The sequence below is a fragment of the Methylobacterium persicinum genome (assembly GCF_022179525.1).
GTDB classification, from domain to species: domain Bacteria; phylum Pseudomonadota; class Alphaproteobacteria; order Rhizobiales; family Beijerinckiaceae; genus Methylobacterium; species Methylobacterium persicinum.
The window spans coordinates 20500-39523 of the sequence record NZ_BPQX01000035.1 but is presented as its reverse complement, the minus strand read 5'-3'; the positions used below and the strand labels follow the sequence as shown (position 1 = coordinate 39523).

12 protein-coding genes are annotated in these 19024 nt (G+C 66.0%); 7 read left to right on the top strand and 5 right to left on the bottom strand.

What is annotated here, in order from left to right:
* Positions 1 to 368 precede the first annotated feature (368 nt).
* Together MFF22_RS15780 and MFF22_RS15775 are read right to left on the bottom strand one after the other, a co-directional pair.
* Positions 369 to 1550, bottom strand: a complete 1182-nt coding sequence (locus MFF22_RS15780) for a YihY/virulence factor BrkB family protein (protein WP_238249934.1) — start codon at positions 1548 to 1550, stop codon at positions 369 to 371.
* Between the two features lie 127 nt (positions 1551 to 1677).
* The gene (locus tag MFF22_RS15775) at positions 1678 to 1965 is read right to left on the bottom strand and encodes a hypothetical protein (protein ID WP_238249933.1); all 288 of its coding nucleotides are present in this window, start codon (positions 1963 to 1965) and stop codon (positions 1678 to 1680) included.
* 143 nt (positions 1966 to 2108) lie between these two features.
* Here MFF22_RS15775 and MFF22_RS15770 point away from each other — a divergent pair, with 143 nt between their 5' ends.
* From MFF22_RS15770 to mdoH, 7 genes are all read left to right on the top strand, one after another.
* Positions 2109 to 3218: an SMP-30/gluconolactonase/LRE family protein gene (locus MFF22_RS15770; protein ID WP_238249932.1), complete on the top strand. Its 1110-nt coding sequence runs from the start codon at positions 2109 to 2111 to the stop codon at positions 3216 to 3218.
* 35 nt (positions 3219 to 3253) lie between these two features.
* Positions 3254 to 3715: a hypothetical protein gene (locus MFF22_RS15765; protein ID WP_238249931.1), complete on the top strand. Its 462-nt coding sequence runs from the start codon at positions 3254 to 3256 to the stop codon at positions 3713 to 3715.
* A gap of 88 nt (positions 3716 to 3803) precedes the next feature.
* Positions 3804 to 4157: a hypothetical protein gene (locus MFF22_RS15760; RefSeq protein ID WP_238249930.1), complete on the top strand. Its 354-nt coding sequence runs from the start codon at positions 3804 to 3806 to the stop codon at positions 4155 to 4157.
* Positions 4158 to 4217: 60 nt separating this feature from the next.
* Positions 4218 to 4382 carry a YqaE/Pmp3 family membrane protein gene (locus MFF22_RS15755; protein ID WP_238249929.1) on the top strand — a complete coding sequence of 55 codons (165 nt, stop codon included), beginning with the start codon at positions 4218 to 4220 and terminating at the stop codon, positions 4380 to 4382.
* 275 nt (positions 4383 to 4657) lie between these two features.
* Positions 4658 to 4915 (top strand): hypothetical protein, encoded by a 258-nt coding sequence (locus tag MFF22_RS15750; protein ID WP_238249928.1) that lies wholly within the window; start codon positions 4658 to 4660, stop codon positions 4913 to 4915.
* A 112-nt stretch (positions 4916 to 5027) separates the two neighbouring features.
* Complete coding sequence (locus MFF22_RS15745) at positions 5028 to 6575, top strand: OpgD/OpgG family glucan biosynthesis protein (RefSeq protein WP_238249927.1); 1548 nt, start codon at positions 5028 to 5030, stop codon at positions 6573 to 6575.
* Entirely contained in the window at positions 6575 to 8713 is a 2139-nt protein-coding gene (gene mdoH / locus MFF22_RS15740; RefSeq protein WP_238249926.1) for a glucans biosynthesis glucosyltransferase MdoH, read from the top strand. The genes MFF22_RS15745 and mdoH overlap by 1 nt, the downstream gene beginning before the upstream one ends.
* 107 nt (positions 8714 to 8820) lie before the next feature.
* Here mdoH and MFF22_RS15735 read toward each other — a convergent pair whose 3' ends face one another.
* The 3 genes from MFF22_RS15735 to MFF22_RS15725 form a co-directional block, all read right to left on the bottom strand.
* Positions 8821 to 9660, bottom strand: a complete 840-nt coding sequence (locus MFF22_RS15735) for a SapC family protein (protein ID WP_238249925.1) — start codon at positions 9658 to 9660, stop codon at positions 8821 to 8823.
* Between the two features lie 49 nt (positions 9661 to 9709).
* A complete protein-coding gene (locus MFF22_RS15730; RefSeq protein WP_238249924.1) occupies positions 9710 to 10294 on the bottom strand; it encodes an invasion associated locus B family protein in 585 nt (194 codons plus the stop codon).
* Between the two features lie 284 nt (positions 10295 to 10578).
* Positions 10579 to 19005 (bottom strand): autotransporter-associated beta strand repeat-containing protein, encoded by an 8427-nt coding sequence (locus MFF22_RS15725; protein WP_238249923.1) that lies wholly within the window; start codon positions 19003 to 19005, stop codon positions 10579 to 10581.
* Positions 19006 to 19024: the final 19 nt, after the last annotated feature.

Sequence of the window (19024 nt, the reverse complement as noted above, 5' to 3'; positions counted from 1 at the left end):
CACCGAGGCGAGTCAATTCCCGCAGCGACAGCATTATGCGAATAATTATGATGATATTATCTTTATTATCAGACAGTTCAGGGCACACTTGATGATTGTGATTGAACTTTATCTACAATACGGCAAGTTTTGAAAAATGTTAAATGCTTACGCGATATGAATTACGAAAATTTTTCAGTACCAAATATATCGCGAATTCGGGAATGAAACTTTTAGTTCTATTTCTGTAATCTCTACACGAAAAACGGGCATCGCCAAGACAACCGCTAGATATCCCAAGCTTGGCCAGATAAGGGGCGAATAAGTCCTTCCCCCAAGACCCGTGGCATTATCATCACAGCCGCAGGGTCGATTCAGTAGGCCTTGGTTCAACCCGCGGCCTTCCCCACCGTGTCGGCCATGCGCGCGCGGCGCGTGCCGAGTGGCTGCGGTTCACCGACGGTTGTATCCTCGGCGGTCTGGTGCTCCATCTCGGCGTTCACCTGCGCGCCGAGGAGTACGATGGTGGTGGACAGCCAGATCCACGTCATGAAGCCGATGGCCGCGCCCAAGGACCCATAGGTTTGGTTGTATTTGCCGAAGTTGGCCACGTACCACGAGAAGAGAAGCGATCCGCCGAGCCAGAGGATTGCCGCCAGGGCCGAGCCCGGCGTCGCCCAGCGCCAGCGTGGGGCGTCACGGCTCGGGCCGTAACGGTAGAGGACCGCGAGACCCAGGAGCACCGCGACCACGAGAACCGGCCAGCGCAGCAGCGCGAGCCACCACGCATTCTCGCCGAGCCCGACGACCTTCAGGACGATCGGCACCAGCACCACGCTCGCCAAGGCCAAGACCAGGAAGAACAGCGCCCCCGCGGTGAAGGCGAGGGAGATGAGGTTAAGGCGGATGAAGGAGCGCTTCTCGCGCTCATTGTAGACGAGGTTCAAGGCATCGAAGACGTGCTTCATGCCGCCGTTTGCGCTCCAGACCGAGAGGGCGAGGCCGATGAACAGGCTCACCCCGAGGGTCGTACTGCCCTTCTCGTTCAGGCGGGTGACCTGCTCGCCGACGATCTCGAGGGCGCCCTGGGGCACGATGCCCTGCAGGCTGCCGAGCTGATCCGAAATGGTCGAAGGATCGGCCACCAGCCCGTAGACGGACACGAGGGCCGCCACCGCCGGGAAGATCGCCAGCAGGCTGAAGAAGGTCACGCCCGCGGAAACCAGCATGATGCGGTTCTCGCCCACGTCCCGGTAGGTGCGCAGGAGGATGTCCTTCCAGCCCGACGCGGGGATCTCCGTGGGCGTCGAGGCGCGGCGTCCGCGGTCCGCTTCCCGGTGCGCCACCGCCTCGGCGTCGCGGCCCCCGTGGGAGGGTGGCGGACGCCTCGCGTCGTCCCGACCGGCACTACCGCTTTCAGGGGCTGGGGCTGGGGCTGGGGTTGGGGCTGGGGGCCCGGCCCGTCGGGGCAGGGCGACGAGCCCGACGAGGGCAGTGGCGAGGCCGACCATCCAGATGACGGATGGGCCGGAGCCGTTTCCGTCGCGATGTGGCGATGAAGAATTCTGCATCCCTGGCCCCGATCCATTCGGGACGTGGCCCGAATGCTACCGGCTAACCGCCGTTCATCGCGACACGTTTCATTCAACGGTATGATTGTCGACGGTTGAATGAGGCCTGCCTGTTGTGGTCATCGTCCTACCGGCCGAGGGACGGGCCGCCCGACGTGCCGCCTGTCCCGGGCGGGCCACCGGTGGTCGTGCCGCCGATGTTGACGCCGGGGGTCGTGCCGACGACCGGTGAGTTGCTGGGATTGGCCTCGTTCCCCCGGGTGATCGGGCTTGGCCCAAGATCGCGCTCCCCACGGGCGACCCCGCCGACGCTCCCGGGCGGCGTGACCCCGGTGTTGCCGGCGCCCCCCGTGACGACCTGTGCCGCGGCGGGCGTCGCCAGGGCGAGGGTGAGGGCGAGAATCGTGAGGCGCATGGTGTTGTCCGCTGGTGGGAAGTCCCGCCGCCAACGGGCCGTACGGAAGATGGTTCACCGCTGCCGTCACGCCGATGGCTGGAACACGGGCCGCCGCCGGAGGATTTGCGCCGGGACACCCCGACCTTGCCCAGGGATGACGCATGACCCGCACCGCTCTGCTCGCCGCCCTCCTCCTGTCCGTCGGCCTCCCCCGGGCGGGTGTCGCAGCGGAAACTCCGCAGGGCGATGCCGGCGCCCTCACGCCGATGGTGCAGAGCGACAGCCTCGTTTTCAACGGCGTCACCCGCTCGCAGGACGGACGGGTCTTCCTGCCGTTCCAGCGTCAGACCAAGGACAAGGGCATCGAACTGGGGGAATGGCGGGACGGCAAAGCCGTTGCCTATCCCGACGATGCCTGGAACGGCTGGAAGCAGGGAGACGATCCGGCCAAGGCCTTCGTCGCGGTCAACGCCATCCGGATCGGGCCGGACGGCGACCTCTGGGTCGTGGACAAGGGGGCGCCGGGTATGGGGGAGGCCCCGCTCCCCGGCGGCCCGAAGCTCGTTCAGATCGATATCGCCAGCAACACGGTTCGCCGGGTCTATCCCCTCCAGGCCGCCACGACCGATAAGAGCTTCATCGACGACTTTCGGTTCAACGGCCGCAAGGTCTACCTCACGGATGCCGGACAGCCCGGGATCGTCGTTCTCGACCTCGACACCGGCAAGCTGCGCCGGGTGCTCGACAATCATTGGTCGACGATCGCCCAGCGACCCCTGACGGGCCAGGGCCGTGTCCTGCGGGACGACAAGGGCAAGCTGCTCGCGATCCACGCCGACCAGCTCGAAGTCTCGCCCGACGGCAAGACCTTCTATTACCAAGCCTGCACCGGACCGCTCTACAGCATTGAGACCCGGTGGCTCGATGACGAAACGATGGACGACGCGGAACGCGCCAAGCACGTCACGCTATTCGCGCCCACCGTGGCCACGGGCGGGACGGCCATCGATGCCGACGGCAACATCTACGCGAGCGATACCGACGCCCTGCGGATCCTGAAGATCGCCCCGGACGGCAGCACACGCACGCTCGTGCAGGATCCGCGCCTGATCTGGGTCGATGCCATGTGGATCGACGATGACGGGGGCCTATGGATCCCCGCCGCACAGATGAATCGCACCCCGGCGATGAACGGCGGCGAAGCCTCGGCCGTAAAGTTTCCCACGACGGTCTACCGGCTGCAGATCGGCGCCAAGCCAGTCCAGAACTGAGGCGGCGGAGTGCTTCCGCTGGGTCTCCCCGGTGGATGTCGCCCTGGACCCTCGCTGCAACCGGCGCAGGATCGGCTAGGATCGGCGATCCGTTCCCCATCACCCCAAAGCCGATGCTGCAGACCGAGCCGCGCCCCACCGCGCACGACGATCCCTCCGGCGGCTTGGCGCACGTCCAGCGTCTCGCCACCGAACTCGCCGCACGCATGCGCTACGCGCAGATCGTGGCGCGTCCCCTGCCCCCGGAGCAGATCACCGCCCTCGTCTCGGCGGCACGCCTGCTGCAGGAGCGAGGTGAACCTTGGCCGCAGATCGTCGGCGAGGTGCTCCAGCAGGTGGCGGACGATTTGGCGGAAAGCCGGGCCGAAGGTTCGACCGGACACGCGGCGGCTGGGGCCGAACCGGAGCCCGAAGCCGATGGGAGCCGCAAGGTCACCGGCCTGACACGCTTCCTCGGCGCGTTCCGGCGGGAACAGGCGTCACGGTCGGAGGGTTAGCAGTCCCGCCGCGGGATGGTGGCGACGCGCCGCAGGCACACTTGGCAAAGTGTCGCGTTGCCACCGCACACCCCAAGGGATGCCGATCATGCTCCGCTCTGAAACGCCGCCGCCCCCGGGCAACCTTGAGCCACGGGAGCCGCCCGACTCCGATCGGCCGAACGCCGCTCAGCTGAAAGGCGACATCGACAGCGGCCGCACCGGAGACAAGATCGCCCACACCGATGTCGGGGCCGCGATGCTCGGCACCTGCGAAGAGGCCGGGGGCGCTCCGCCGACGCCGCAGGAGGTCAAGCTGGCGCGCAAGAACGAAGCCGCGTCCGAGCGGGTACGGAAGGCGTCTGACCCCCACGGAAAACGGCCCTGGACCCTGCCGCTTTACGCCGGCGTTGTGGCGGCCATCTGTGCCGTGCTGGTAGGCGGCCTGATGTTGCTTCACTGAACGGTTCACCCGGTCAAGCTTGCGCATTTTTATATCGCTGGCGCGAGGAGCTCTGTTTCAATGGTCATGATCATCATCTGCTTCCTGGCGCCCTGGCTCGCCATGTTCCTGCGCGGGAAGATATTCCAGGGGATCCTGTGCATCATCTTGCACCTGACGATCATCGGCTGGATCCCGGCGACGATCTGGGCACTGGTGGTCACGCAGCGGCAGCGCACGGCCTGAAATGCGGGCGAGCGAATCGTCCAAACGCGCCGTCGTTGTGAGAGATGCCCAAGGGCACACTCTCCCTCGGCGGCATGGGTCCTTCCCCTCCCGGAGGCGTTTCTCATAGGTCTGCGGACGGTTCGGTCATGCCGGACATCCTCCCGCAAAACAGTCGAACGAAGCTGGCGCGCATGCGAGACGCTCCTCCATCCCGCGCCGGTCGCCTCATCGGGCCATCGGTCCTCGCCGCCATTTTTGCGAGCTTGGCCTCGACGGCCCTTGCCGCGGAAGGCATGGCCGTCGCTTCCCCGGCCCTTGGCATGGCGGTGACCCCACCGGATCCCGGCATGGCGGAGGGCGGCACGGCCCCGCCTTCGCCGGAAGCCCCGCGGGTGGCCACCCCCGAGCATTCGCCGGTCTTGGAGGTCTCACCACCCCGGCGTCCCAGAGCCTTCGGCGGCGTGGCGGCGGGCGCGGACGGCCGGTTGCCCAATCAGCGGACGGGGCATCATCACGAGCACGTCGTCCGCGACATCTGCATCGGCTGCTGAGAAACCTGCGGCGGACGGGCATCAGCGCAGACAGGGCCGGCCCCACCACGGAACCAATCGGCGACCTTGGCCATATCTGTTACTTTATGTCTTGGCTGCGAGACCCGAAACCGTGCACCGACGAAACGTTCTTCTCGGCGGCTCCGGTGCGACCATCGTCGGTCTGCTGGATACCCTTCTTCGACCGAACGCCGCGCTGGCGGAACAGAGCGCCACGGATACCATCCCCGGGCCGGGCCCCTTCGAAGGCTCCACCGTCCGACGCCTCGCCCGGGCACTGGCCCAGCAGCGCTACAAGGCTCCGCCGACAGACCTGCCCGGCCCGATCAATTCCCTGAGCTACGACCAGTACCGCACCATCCAATTCCGCAAGGAACGCTCCCTCTGGCGCGACCGCAAGTTGCCGTTCGAGGTGGAGTTCTTCCCACGGGGTTTCCTCTTCCGCCCTGCGGTCGACATCTTCGAAGTCGCGGACGGGAAGGCCACGGCGGTGCCCTACAGCGTCGACCTGTTCAATTATGAAGAGCCCGCCCTGCGCGTGCCTGGCGACCTCGGCTTCGCTGGCTTCCGCATTCACACACCCGCTGCGTCCAGCGACGACAGCGACGAACTCTGCTCGTTCCTCGGGGCGAGCTACTTCCGCGCGATCACCAAGGGCCAGCATTACGGCCTGTCGGCCCGGGGGCTGGCCATCGGCACGGGCAACCCCAAGGGCGAAGAATTCGCCCGCTTCCGCGCATTCTGGCTGGAAAGGCCCAAGGCCGACGCGCCGGCCCTCGTCATACACGCCCTCCTCGACAGCGAGAGCGTCACCGGCGCCTATCGCTTCACCATCCGCCCGGGGACGGCGACGGTGTTCGACGTGGAAAGCGTTCTCTACCCGCGGGTGGACATCACTGAGCCGGGCATCGCCACGCTCACCAGCATGTACCAGCTCGGCCCCAAGGATTCCCGGCGCTTCGACGAATGGCGCCCCGCCGTGCGCGATTCCGAGGCGCTGCTGATGTGGACCGGCCAGGGCGAGCAGATCTGGCGTCCGCTCAGCAATCCGGTGGACCTGCAATTCAGCGTGTTCGGGCAGGCCAACCCCCGGGGGTTCGGCCTGATGCAGCGGGCCCGGGCCTTCTCCGACTATCAGGATCTGGAGGCCCGTTACGACAAGCGTCCGAGCCTGTGGATTGAGCCCATCGGCGATTGGGGCCAGGGGGCCATCGATCTCGTGGAGATCCCCACCCCCAACGAGACCAACGACAACATCGTCGCCTTCTGGCGCCCGAAGGACAAACTCTCGGCCAAGGGCGAGTACACCTTCACCTACCGGATGCACTGGGGCTGGGACATGCCCTGGCCAACGCAGCTCGCCCGGGTGACCACCACCCTGATCGGGGCAGGTCAGGAGGAAGGAAGCCGGATCTTCGTCATCGACGTGGTGGGCGACGCCGTCCGGGGAAAGCCGGCCGATGCTCCCCTTCGCCCGGAAATCGGGACCAGCGCCGGCAAGATCACCGACGTATTCTCGATCCCCAACCCCGAGACGGGGGGGTGGCGCATCAGCTTTCACCTGCAGACAGGGGGCGCGAAACTCGCCGAGTTGCGCTGCGTCCTGCTCGGCGAGTCCGGGCCCGTCTCCGAGACCTGGCTCTACCGCTGGACCGCCTGATGCAGGCTCCCGAGGTTATCGAGGTTGCGAAGGGCAGCCCCAGCCTACCGCCGCCCGCACCGATGGAGATGCCGGTCCAGTCGCTGCGGGCGCCGCCTCCGCACGAGGCCGGCCCTGTTCCCGCGAGCCGCGGGGTGGCGATCCGCCGTGTCCTCGTCATCGCGGGCGCCATCCTCATGACGGCCTTCGGCGGCCGCCAGATGTACCTCGTGCTCAATGGGGCCGGGCAGAGCGTTCTCGGTTGGGCAGTTCTCATCCTCTTCGTGGTGCTGTTCGCCTGGATCTCTCTCGCCTTTACCAGCGCCCTGGCCGGGCTTGCAGACATGATCCTAGGGCGCCGCAATGCCGTCGCGGCCGACGGCCTTCCCGCCTTGCAAGCCCGCACGGCTTTGCTCATGCCCTGCTACAACGAACATCCGGCGCGGATCGCCGCCGGCCTCCAGGCGACCTACGAATCCCTGGCGGCAACCGGCCGGCTCGACCGGTTCGACTTCTTCATCCTCAGCGACACGACCGACCCCGACATCTGGATCGCCGAGGAGGCGTCCTTTCTGGCCCTGCGGGAACGGACGGGGGGCGAGGCCCGGATCTTCTACCGGCGCCGCCCCAAGAACATCGAGCGCAAGGCCGGCAACATCGCCGATTGGGTCACACGGTTCGGCGCGGCCTATCCGCTGATGCTGATCCTCGACGCCGACAGCGTGATGGAAGGCGCGACCATCGTGCGCCTCGCAGCGATGATGGAGCAGGAGCCGGGGACCGGGCTGATCCAGACGTTGCCGGTCATCGTGAACGCCACGACACTCTTCGCGAGGCTTCAACAGTTCGCAGGGCGCATCTACGGCCCCCTCATCGCCCACGGCATTGCTTCCTGGCACGGGACGGAGGGCAATTACTGGGGGCATAACGCCATCATCCGCACGCGGGCCTTCGCCACGCAGGCGGGACTGCCGGTGCTGGCGGGTCCGACCCCGTTCGGCGGCCATATCCTCAGCCATGATTTCGTGGAGGCCGCCCTGATCCGGAGGGGCGGCTGGGCCATCCGCATGGTGCCGGAGCTGCCAGGCAGCTTCGAGGAAGGGCCACCCTCCATCACGGAAGTCGCGGTCCGCGACCGCCGATGGTGTCAGGGCAACCTCCAGCACGCAGCCGTCCTGCCGACCCGCGGCCTTCATTGGGTGAGCCGTCTCCATCTCCTCATGGGGATCGGCAGCTACATCACCTCTCCCCTGTGGTTGATCTTTCTGCTTTTCGGAGTGCTCATCTCCTTGCAAGCCCGATTCGTCAGGCCCGAATATTTCGGCGACGAACGCCTGCTGTTCCCGAACTGGCCGAAGGTCGATCCGGTGCTCGCGCAGCAACTCTTCGGCGCGACCATGGCCGTCCTCCTGGCACCGAAGCTGATGGCCTACATCGTGCTGCTGTTCGACCCGCCGATGCGCCGGGCCTGTGGCGGTGGGGTTCGTGCGCTTTGTGGCGTGCTGATCGAGACGCTGCTCGGTGGCCTGATCGCGCCCATCGCGATGCTGATCCAGTCCTCCGCCGTCGTCGGCATCCTCCTCGGTCGGGATTCCGGCTGGAACGCCCAGCGCCGGGATGACGGGGCTGTGTCCACCCGCGCGGTGATCGCCGGCTACTGGCAATACACCGTCTTCGGCCTCGTCCTGGCCGGAGCCGCCTACGCGGTCTCGACCCCCCTGTTCCTCTGGATGACCCCGGTCCTGGCCGGGCTGGGTCTGGCGGTGCCCCTGGTTCTGCTCACATCGAGCCGGAGCGCCGGCCGGGCCCTGCGACGGGTCGGTCTGTTACGGACGCCGGAGGAAGCCGCGCCGCCGCAGACCCTGCAGCGGGCCACTACCCTGTATCGGCAGTTCGTCCAAGAACCGGACGAGGATGCCTTGCGGCGTCTCCTGCGTGACCCCGTCCTCCGCCGGCACCACCTCGACGCCCTTCCCCCGCCCCGGCGACGCGGGGAAGGATCCATCGATCCCGCCCTGGTCGTCGGACAGGCCAAAGTCGCCGATGCCGACGATTTGGATCGGGCCTGGGCGTCCCTGACCCGCGCGGAGAAAGCCGCGGTGCTTGGTTCCTATACTGGCGTCACCGCGATCCTAAGCCTTGCTGACCGCCGCGCCTGACCCAGTGCTGGCGAGCCCCCCAGATCGAGCTCGCCTTATCCTCGTCCGTGTGGCCCCATCCGCGCCATTCCGGGGCAACCCATTCGCGACTGGCGCGGGCCTTCGTGTCAGGCAGCTTTCGCCGCGGGCTCGTTCGCGACCTGGTCGGCAGCTTCTAACAGAAGCTGCCAGCTCTGCTGTGAAGCAATGTGCAGCACAATCGGCGCCAGCCACCCGCGGGTGTGGAACTCCGCCACAACCTCGCCGGACAGGGCCTGGAACGCGGCGGGATCGATCACCTGGAACCCCGCCAGCGTCGCACGCACCGCGTTCGCTTCCGTATCGGGCGCGCCTTCAGATTTGTCCGCTTCTGCCGAGGCGCCATCGGCGCGCAGAAGGCGCATTTCCGCCTGACGTGGCACCAGAAGCTTGTGCTCAACCAGCGCGGCCGCGAAAGCCGCGGTCGCATCGTGATCAACCGCGTAGGCCTCACACAGGGCCATCGCCTCCCGCGCCCGATCGGTAGGAACGCCGGCCTCGTCAAACAGACGGACGCCGCCATCCGCTCCGGCATCCGTGACGACGAGGGAACTCGTCGCCTCGATGCCAAGCAATCGGGGTCCGCCCTCCTCAATCTCCATCGCAATGAACGGGAAACGCCGGATATAGGCCGGCACATAACGGTTCGGATGCCACCCGCCGGACTTCGTCACCAGCAGGTTGCGCCCGGCCTCGAGGCCGCAAACGCCCAGCGGCATCGCCAGTTCGTCTTGGGCAAACACGATGGGCATGCTGCGCCCGGCCGTGGCGAATTCCGCCAGCGTCAGCGGGACAGCCACCACATCGGCGGCGAAGGAATAATCGCCCGTCCGCCGCAGGCCGAGGCTGCGATGGTCAGGGAAGCGCAGGACCGTCGGGCCGGCATAGAACAGCGGGAGCGACGGAGGCGCCGGGGGCTGGGTCGTCACGTGTGATGTCCTCGATGGGAAAGTTTGCAGCCGCGAGGCGGCGGGTTCGTCAGCTCTTGTTCAGTGCGTCGAGGGCCTGTTGCAGGCCGCGCACCGACAGGGGGAGGCCGATGACCCGCCCGGCCGCATCGATGAAAGAGAGGCGCGCCGGTTCGCTTGCGGTCAGGTACAGCCTGAGGGCGTCCGGCGCGGGCTGGGCATCGGCGATGCAGTTGCCCGGCAGGCAACGCCGCCACGGTAGGTCGATCGGCCGGGGATCCTTGTCGTTCAGGGCAAGGGCGGCACTGCTCGGGAGGCTGATGTTGCTCGGCAGGGCCACGGTCACCCGCAGGGGCTCGCCGGGCTTGAGCCGACCAAAGGCGATCTGGGCGACGGGAAGCGTCTTGTCCTGATCCTTGACCTGGATCGTCTGAGCCACCTCGCAGAGGCGCGATTTCTCGCCCGTCTTCTCACACCGGAGGATCCAATCCCCATAGGCCGCGGTCGTTGCGGCCGGATCGGCGCCGACGGAGGGAGCGGAGGCCGGCGCAGCGACCGCGGGTGTGGGGCTCTTGACGAGTGCCTCCGTTGCGGCGGCCGATCCGACGCTGCCGAACACGATGACACCAACAATGGCAGATCTCAGATACGACATAGATGTTCTCGAGAAGATTGGCCGATCTGACACCCCGGACCGAATCAAGATCCGTCCCGGGTCAGTCAACATAGGTATGGCATTTAAACCACTACAATATCAATACGCAAGTATGCCGATGTATTGACGTCAATATTACAACCCGTAATGGCAATAAAAATTTGTGCATCTTTTGATCAAGTGTACGACACAACCTTCGCGTTCATCCGCCGTACCAAAATCGTGGCCCCCGTGTGGAATGCACCGCACGGGGGCCACAACGTTCATGACGTGGAGGATCGGCCCTAGAACCGCAGCTCGAACTGCCCCTTGACGCTCTGATCGGCGGCGTGACGTCCGGCCTGTGCCGTGTAGCCAAGACTCAGGCTCACGAGGTCGCTTGCCCGGTAGGCCAAGCCCACCTCGCCCACCACCGCGTCCTGATCGATCGGAGCCCCTGACACCGCGAACGGACTGCCCGTTCCGCCGAAGGCCACAAGGGCCTTCGGCGACACATCCCCATAAGCATGGCGCCAACCTACCAAGCCCCGCGCCACCAGCGGCCATTCAGACGAGAGCGACACCTCGCTCCGAAGTCCGGCCGTCGTGGTTCCGACCTCGTTCGTCCGGCTCAGCACGCGCAGAGCCGTAGGACCGCCGCCTTCGCGCAGTCCATCCTGATCGAAGCGGATCACCGCACCCTGAATGACGGGTTCGACGTAACCGCCAGGAACCCCGATTCGGTAGCCGACCTCCCCGAAGCCCTGAACGATCGTCCCGTCCCGCCGGCCATGGGCCGTGTCCATGAAGCCGGGGAACAGGATTGTGCGCTGGGTCGTCACCTGTGTCCCACCGCCCAGAACACCCAATTTGATGTCAAGGGCGCCATACAAGGCTCCGGCATAGGCCCCGCCGAACACCATCTTCAGATCACCCCGCGACGAGCGCGCGTTCACCGACAGCACGTCGTCCGTGTAGCCACCCGCCACACCGACCCGCCACGCGCCGAGTTCCGGTACGTCGAGACGCCCGTCCGCACCGAGGACGAAGCCACTCAGCGAGCGCTTCAACTGCGCCGCGTTGCCGTCGCTCCCCGTGCGACCGAACGTGCCGAAGCCGGTCCCCCACACCCCGGAGCCGGCTGCGGAGTCCGAGGGGGACGCTACCCTGCTGATCTCCTGCAGGCGATCCAGGATGGCGTCGCGCACCACACGGCTGTCCTCGATGCCCGCGCTTACCGCGCTGGCGTGAACCTCTCCCGACGTCGCATCGAAGGCCTGTCGCGCGCCCGCCGCGGATTGCGACAGCACCGCGTTGTACAGCCGCCCGCTTCCGAGCGCCTCGATCGCCGCTGCCGCATTGCGCTGGTTGCCCGTGGCCGCCACCGAAGCGAACCGCACCACATTGCCCCCGCCGGCATTCCCGCCGGAATTGGGCGTACCACCAGCGCCGCCGGTGCCGCCCGTCGAACCGCCGGTATCGCCTGTGCCACCCGTCGAGCCACCCGTGCCACCGCCATCACCGCTGGTAGCCCGGGCAAGACTCAGGTTCACGCCCGTGGAGTCATAGCCTAGCGACGGCTGAAGGAAGGCGAGGTTCGTCGTCGTACGAAGCGTCTCGAACTGGCCGGTCCGCCCCCCGGCCGCGCTCAGGATCCGGTAGCTCTGGCCCGCCGTAAAGGTTCCGGTTCCCGCCCGCACGTCCACCGTGCCGCCCGACAGCGTCGCCGCTCCGGTCGCCACGATCGAATCCGTCCGGCCCGACGCATCGATCTGAACCCGGTAGGTCGAACCCGCTCCGAAGGTGACTGGACCCGCCACGTTCAGTGTGCTGAACGGCCCCGTCACCCCGGGCGCCACCGTGCCGCCCGACAGGACAGTCAGGGCCGCCACGGTGCCGGACCCACCCAACGTCGCGCCCGTTTCGACCTTGACCCCCGAAGAGGCCGCGATCGATCCGTCCACCACGAGCGTGCCGGCCACGACGTCTGTCGCCCCTGTGTAGGTGTTCGTTCCCGAGAGGATGAGGGTGCCCGACCCAATCTTCGACAGGTCACCGACACCGGAGATGCCCCCGTTCAGCGTGACCGTGTGATCTTCCGTGTCGATGACCGGGTCGCCGACCTGCGGGAAGACGAGCGCGTTCGACAGCGCCAGATCCCCGGCGAAGGAAAGCACCGTCCCCTCGTTCAAGCTGACCGCGTTGCTTCCCACCGCGCCGGACGAGGCCAGCTTCAGGGTGCCCGCCTCGACGGATGTTCCCCCCGAATAGGTGTTCGTGCCGCTCAGAATGAGCGTGCCGTAATCCGTCTTGTGCAGCGCACCGGTGCCGGCGAGGGGCGTGGCGATGGTGGCCGTCACCGCCGCTCCCTCCTTCGTTCCGTCGCCCACCCTCACGGTCAGCCCGTTCTCCCGCACCGTGATCGGGTCGCCCTGCACTGCATAGCCGCTCGTGACGAATTGCATCCCGGCAACTGAGACGGGTCCCGCGCTCGCGTCGACGCGGACTTTCCCCGGTGCGCCCGTGAAGATCGCGGTGGCACCTTCAAGGATGTTCGTGGACGTCGTAGCCCTGGCGTTCGTCCAAATCGTGTTGGCGGTCCAGGTGCCGTCACCACCTTCGACCAATCCCGCCCCGGGCTTCCCGCCGTTCCAGAACGAAGCCACCCCCGGCCGGGTGAGCAGGCTCACCGTCTTCGCCGTCGCATCCGTCTCCACCGAGAGATCGGGTACGTTCACGTTGCGATCCAGCATGCCCACGCTCAGGCCACTTCCCGACAGCGTGCCCGTGTAGCTCATGATCCGATACAGGCCCGCCCCGAATCTGCCGGTCTCGCTGCTCACGTCGAGAATCCCGTTCAAGGTCAGGTCGCCCTTCACCGAGAACAGAGCTGAGCCGGTCGCGCTCTCACCCAAGCGGGCCGAGACGTGAGTACCTGGCGACAGGGTGAGGTTGCCCGTGGTCAGAGTCTGCCCCTGGATTCCCGCAACGGTGCCACCGGTCTCGACCAGCACGGCCCCCACCGTCCCCGCGCCACCCAGGGTAGCCCCCGAATGCACCGTCACTCCGCTCGACGCGGCCAGCGACCCGTTCACGTCGAGGCGGCCCCCGGCCACCGTCGTCGCTCCCGTGTAGCTATGGGATCCCGACAGGCTCAGCGTTCCCGGCCCCTGCTTCAGCAGACTGCCCGTGCCCGAGATCGCCCCCGCATAGGTCTGGCTCCCGCCCGGCGCGAAGACTAGGGCGGCATTGTTGACGATGTCGCCCGAGACCGACCCCGCCGTCACCCCGTCGCCGAGCTGGAGCGTGCCGGCGGTCACCGTCGTCACGCCCGTATAGCTCTTGGCCCCCGTCAGGATCAGCGTCCCGAGGTCGGTCTTTTCCAGGCCGGTTCGTCCGGTGAGGTCTGCGGCGATCGTCGCCGTCATCGCCGCCCCGGCCGGACTTCCGTCGCCGACGCGCACGGGCATCGAGCCGCTGCCGGGCAGGGTGATCGCATCGCCCTGCACGACATAGCCGTTCGTGGCGAATTGCAGCCCCGTGGCGCCGACCGCACCCGCCGACGCATCCACCGTGATCGTCCCTGCCTCGCCCTGGAAAACCGAGAAGCCCCCGGGCGCGGGGCGTGAGATCGTGCCGCTGTCGTTGACCCAATTGGTATGGTTCGCGTCCGACGACCACGTGCCCGACCCGCCCTTCACGGTCTGGGTCGGTGACAGGTTCGCGCCGTTCCAGAACGCGATGGCCGGCGAGCCGGAATCCTCGACGATCAGGTTGATCTGGTGATCGATCGACGTCTGCACCCCGCCGACGTAGTTCGCACCCAGACCTGAGACGCCGGAACTGCCGCCGCTCCCATGCCCGGTGTAGTCCGCGATCCGGTAGACGCCGAGGCCGAAGCCGGGGTTCGTCGTCACCGCCACCGTTCCATTCAGGGTCACGTCGCCCTTGACCTGATACACGCCCGTGGTGCTCGCGCCCGCGAGGGATACAGACAGAGTACCCTTGGAGGCGACGTCGAGCCCGCCCATGCTCAGCCCCGCATCCGGGCCGCCCTTGAGGGTGCCGCCGTCGAGGACGTGAACCGTCCCATCGACGTTGCCCTTGCCCGAGAGCCACGCCTTGTCCTGGACTTTCACGTCGCCCGTCAGGCTGCCGCTCAACACTAGGCCGCCGCCGGCGATGGTCGTGCCGCCGGTCTGCGTGTTGGTTCCCGACACGGACAACGTGCCTTTGCCGGTCTTAGTCAGGCCGCCGTCGCCCGAAAGTGAGGCGTCCAGGGTCGAGTCCCCGTCGTCGGCCCCGACCGTCAGCGAAGCCTTGTCGAGGATGACCGTGCCCGGCCCGGAGATCTTACCCAATGTCTCGTCGGCGATCACCTTAAAGGTCGCGCCAGCATCCACGTTTACCTTACTCTGGTCGCCGATGGCGTGGCCGCCGCCCGCCACCAGAGTGCCCGCACTCACCGTCACGTCGCCGCCATAGGCATCGTTGTTCCCCGTCAGGATCAGCGTGCCCGCCCCGACCTTGTCGATCGTTTGGCTGCCGGTCAGGGTCGAGGAGATGGTGGCGGTGCCGCCTGTCGGCGCTTTTTCGTCGTTGACGGAGATGCGGGTGCTGGCGCTGCCGTTGAATCCGGTCAGCGCAATCGATCCACCGGTGATCTCGTAGCCGTCCGTATGGAACGTCAATCCTGTGACATTCGGCGTGGTCCCATCCTTGATCGTGACCTTGCCCGCCTTTCCGTCGAACACCGCCAGGGAGTTCTGGCCGAACGCGGCGGCGTTTTTGCCGTCCCCGTCCGTCCAATTCGTCGTGTTGCCATCCCAGGTGCCGTCGCCTCCGACGACTGCCGACGTCCCCCCTGAGCTGACCGGGGCTCCATTCCAATATTGCCCAGCGGATGCAATGAGGTTCACCTGTTTGGCCGTCTTGGTGTCGATGGCGAACAGGCTGTCGTCCGGCGCCTCGCCGATGGTCAGCCCCGACCCTCCGAGGGAACTGCCGTAATCGAACACCCGATAGGTCCCGCTCGTGAATCCATCGTAAGCTATCAGGTTGAGTTTGCCGCCGAGATTCAATGCTCCGCCGACTCCGATGGCCGCCGTCGTGGATGGCGCACCCAGTATCATCGTGGTGGTGGCATTCGACGCGAGGGTCAGGTTGCCGCGGATAGTAATCGTTGTATTGCCGACGTTGCCTAATAGCATGCCGCCGTCCGACACGGTCACATTGCCGCGAATCAACCCTTCATGCGAGGTGGCCAGGTCTCCGGAGAAGGCGGCGTCCTTCTGCACCTCGACGGATCCGGCCAGACTGCCACTGCCCTGGGCCCCGGCAATCTGCAACGTGCCTGCCTCGACGGTCGTGAGCCCCGTGTACGTGTTGGTGGCAATGAGGGAAAGCGTACCCGCTCCCCTCTTCACGAGTGAGCCCGTGCCGGAGACCACGCCAGTGAAGGTGACGTCGTCCGAACGATTAAAGACGAGCTTACCGTTGTTCGCGACGTTGCCCATGATCGAGCCGGTGGTCTTGCCGCCGCCGATCTGAAGGGTGCCGGACGTGATGGTTGTGCCGCCGGTGTAGGTGTTCGCCCCCGTGAGGACGAGAGTGCCGCCGCCGAGCACCTCCACGCCGTTCGTGCCCTGCAGCTCCGAGGCGATCGTCGCGGTGATACCCGTGCCGTCGACCGTGACCGCCGCCGCACCGGATGCGGGGGCAAGCTTCAGCGCGTCGCCAGTGATCGTATAGCCGGTGACACTGAACGTGAGCCCCTTGGATGAGACCGGGCTCGTCCCGCCGGCCCCATCGATCGTCACGGTCCCCGCGCTTCCCGCGAAAATCGCCGTCTGGGCGCCATTGTATCCGGACCGATCCGTGCCAGCGTCGTTCGTCCAGTTCGTGACGGACTGGTCTGCCTTCCAAGTGCCGTCGCCCCCGACGACAGGGCCGGTGTTGCCTGTCGTCGTTTGACCATTCCAGAATACGGGCGGGGCAACGATGGTCAGCGTCAGGAGCTTGTTCGTCCTGTCGAGCGCCGTGGTGTACTTGTATCCTGACGGACCGCTGATCGTGGAGAACTTGTCTGTGGCGTTGGGATCCGTCGCGTACCTCACGAGGGCGTAGGTGCCCTCACCGAAATTGTTGAGATTATTGATGGAGAGGTTGCCGTTGTAGCTGAACGTGCCCGTCGATTTGAGGGGAGCCGTCGTCGATGGTGCGCCGAGGGACACCCTGAGGGTCGAGCCCGTCAGCAAGGTCAGATCGGTGACCGTGACCGACGACGCGCCGGCATTGGCGCTCGGCTGCACCGAGAGGGTACCCCCGGACGCCACCGATAGGCCGCCGGCGAGGATGCTGTCCTTCCCGCTGGCCCCCGCGAAGGCGAGGGTGCCTTCGCTGACTGTGGTCGTACCGGTGTAGCCGCCCGTGGCGGCGGTCATGCCAGTGAGAGTGAGAGTGCGGGCGCCCTTTTTCTCCAGAGAGCCGCTGCCGGAAATCACGCCGCCAAAGCTGATATCACTCGGGGATTTGAAGACCAGCTTGTCGTTGTTCACGACATCGCCCGAGATCGACCCGGAAGATTTGCCATCCCCAAGTTGCAGCGTGCCGGAAGTGATTGTCGTGCCGCCGGTGTAGCTGTTGGTGTCAGTAAAAATGAGGGTGCCGCCGCCTAAAAGCTCCACCCCCTTGCTGGTGGAGACCGAGCCAATCGTCGCCGTCGTCGACGAGCCTTCGACAGTAATCGTCGGCATACCTTGGAGCGGATACAGCCCTATCGACCTGCCTGTTAGTTTGTAACCGTCAACCTTAAACACCAGACCGGCGGCTGATGGTGGCATGATGCCGGCTTCCACGGTGACGGTGCCCGCAGTCCCGGCAAAAATCGCTTTCTTCCGGGAATCGCTCCCAACCCGTGCCGTACCGTCTGCGTTCGTCCAGTTCGTGTATGTGCTATCGTTCTTCCAAGCGCCATCGCCACCGATCACTGGACCAGTATTGCCCGTGGTCGTCGAACCGTTCCAGTAAGGATCTGGCGATACCACAGTCAGCGTCAGAAGCTTGTTCGTTCTGTCGAGGGCGGTCGTATATGTATAGCCGGCCGGTCCGGTAATTGCGGTGAATTTATCGCTGGCGGCGGGTTCCGTCGCGTAGTTGACGAGTTGGTAGGTTCCGTCTCCGAAACCGACCTTACCCGTGATGGTAAGGCTCCCGTTGTAACTGAATGTCCCCGTCGCTGTGATGAGGGCACGGCTTGACGTCGGCCCCAAAGAGACAGCGAGGGTCGAGCCACTCGCCAAGGTGAGGTTGACGGCCGAAACCGGCGTTCCGCTGCTCCCGCTTTGCGTGACGGCGAGGGTGCCGCCGTTGGAGACGGTGAGGTTGCCGGTAATCGTCCCACCGAATGTCGTGTCCCCGGTGGATAAGATCGTGGAAAGCGTTGCCTTATCGGCGACCGTCGTATCACCGATGATTGTCGCGGAGTGGCTGTCGTTGCCGAGTTGCAGGGCTCCGCCCGCAACATTCCAGCCAATTGCGCCACTACCAGACTGACTGCCAGTCACTATCCAAGTGCCGGTCGAGTTGACCTCGACTTTGCCAAAGCCGCGGAACGTCCCGGTCATCGGCATGGCATCGCCATTCAGATTCGAAGCCTCGAACACGCCGCCAAGCCCTGTCAATCTCAGCGTGTTCGATGTGCCAGCGGCGACTACGTTACCTAGCAATGACGCATATGTATTAAACGTCGCAGCACCGTTTCCCTGTAATTCCACCGTGTTATTGCCATCGGTCAGATCAATGGCGTTTGCTGTGTTTTCCCATCGAGTTCCGGTAGCACCACCTTTGACTGTAGCGGTCGACGAAAGCACTATTGTGACTTTGCCACCACTGATGCCAACGCCGCCGGGCGCCATGTAGCCACTACCCACACCAGACTTACCAGATTTTCCGCCTGCGATCGTCACATTATCGCCGACGGTCACCTTTGCATTCTGATCGCTCAGGGCAAGCCCGTAGCCGCCCTCGCCGCCGACACCACCGTAACGATCGGCCTGCCCACCCTGGCCGCCGTCGCCTCCGGTCAGATTGTGTTGGATGATAAATGAGCCCGCTCCGGTGAGAACGGCGCCGTAGCCGCCCGCCCCACCGCCGCCACCGCCGGAGTTCGTGTCGCCAGCGTCACCGCCGGCACCGCCATTGCCACCGGTGTATGCCTGCGTCGGGCTGGAGGAGCCCTCGTAGCCGTGGACACCACCTCCGCCGCCAGAGCCACCGCCCGCACTGGGCTTCGTTCCCGCGCCGCCATTACCTCCGGGGCTATAGCTCATCGACCCACCCCCGGCCGATAAGCTGCTGCCGCCCGCCCCCGACTTCGACGCACCGGCACCACCACCGCCGCCGCCGTCGTAAGCAGTCTTACCGCTTCCGCCCGCCCCGCCTTGTGATGTGAGGTTGGTGGCGCCCCCAGCCCCGCCTCCCGTTCCGCCGTTGGCGCTGCCACCCGCACCGGCAGCCTGCGCGATGCTGCCCATCCCAAAGGGCACAAGGGCGGGTGGCACGGCGACCAATGCGGTCGAGGCGAGCAACGCGACAAGCCAACCGGCCCGACGGCGCACCACCGCGTGATGCGTCACGATCCCGCTCTGCTCAAGCATTCTACAGGTCTCCGGGTAGGCCATACGCATAGCGAAGCGTAGCCAAAAACATCGTCGGAGCATCTGTAGCGTCACCCAGGCTCTCAACAAACAA

Coding starts and splice junctions, on each gene's coding strand:
- MFF22_RS15780 (WP_238249934.1), bottom strand. CDS start 1,550: ATGCAGAATTCTTCATCGCCACATCGCGACGGAAACGGCTCCGGCCCA.
- MFF22_RS15775 (WP_238249933.1), bottom strand. CDS start 1,965: ATGCGCCTCACGATTCTCGCCCTCACCCTCGCCCTGGCGACGCCCGCC.
- MFF22_RS15770 (WP_238249932.1), top strand. CDS start 2,109: ATGACCCGCACCGCTCTGCTCGCCGCCCTCCTCCTGTCCGTCGGCCTC.
- MFF22_RS15765 (WP_238249931.1), top strand. CDS start 3,254: ATGTCGCCCTGGACCCTCGCTGCAACCGGCGCAGGATCGGCTAGGATC.
- MFF22_RS15760 (WP_238249930.1), top strand. CDS start 3,804: ATGCTCCGCTCTGAAACGCCGCCGCCCCCGGGCAACCTTGAGCCACGG.
- MFF22_RS15755 (WP_238249929.1), top strand. CDS start 4,218: ATGGTCATGATCATCATCTGCTTCCTGGCGCCCTGGCTCGCCATGTTC.
- MFF22_RS15750 (WP_238249928.1), top strand. CDS start 4,658: ATGGCCGTCGCTTCCCCGGCCCTTGGCATGGCGGTGACCCCACCGGAT.
- mdoH (WP_238249926.1), top strand. CDS start 6,575: ATGCAGGCTCCCGAGGTTATCGAGGTTGCGAAGGGCAGCCCCAGCCTA.
- MFF22_RS15730 (WP_238249924.1), bottom strand. CDS start 10,294: ATGTCGTATCTGAGATCTGCCATTGTTGGTGTCATCGTGTTCGGCAGC.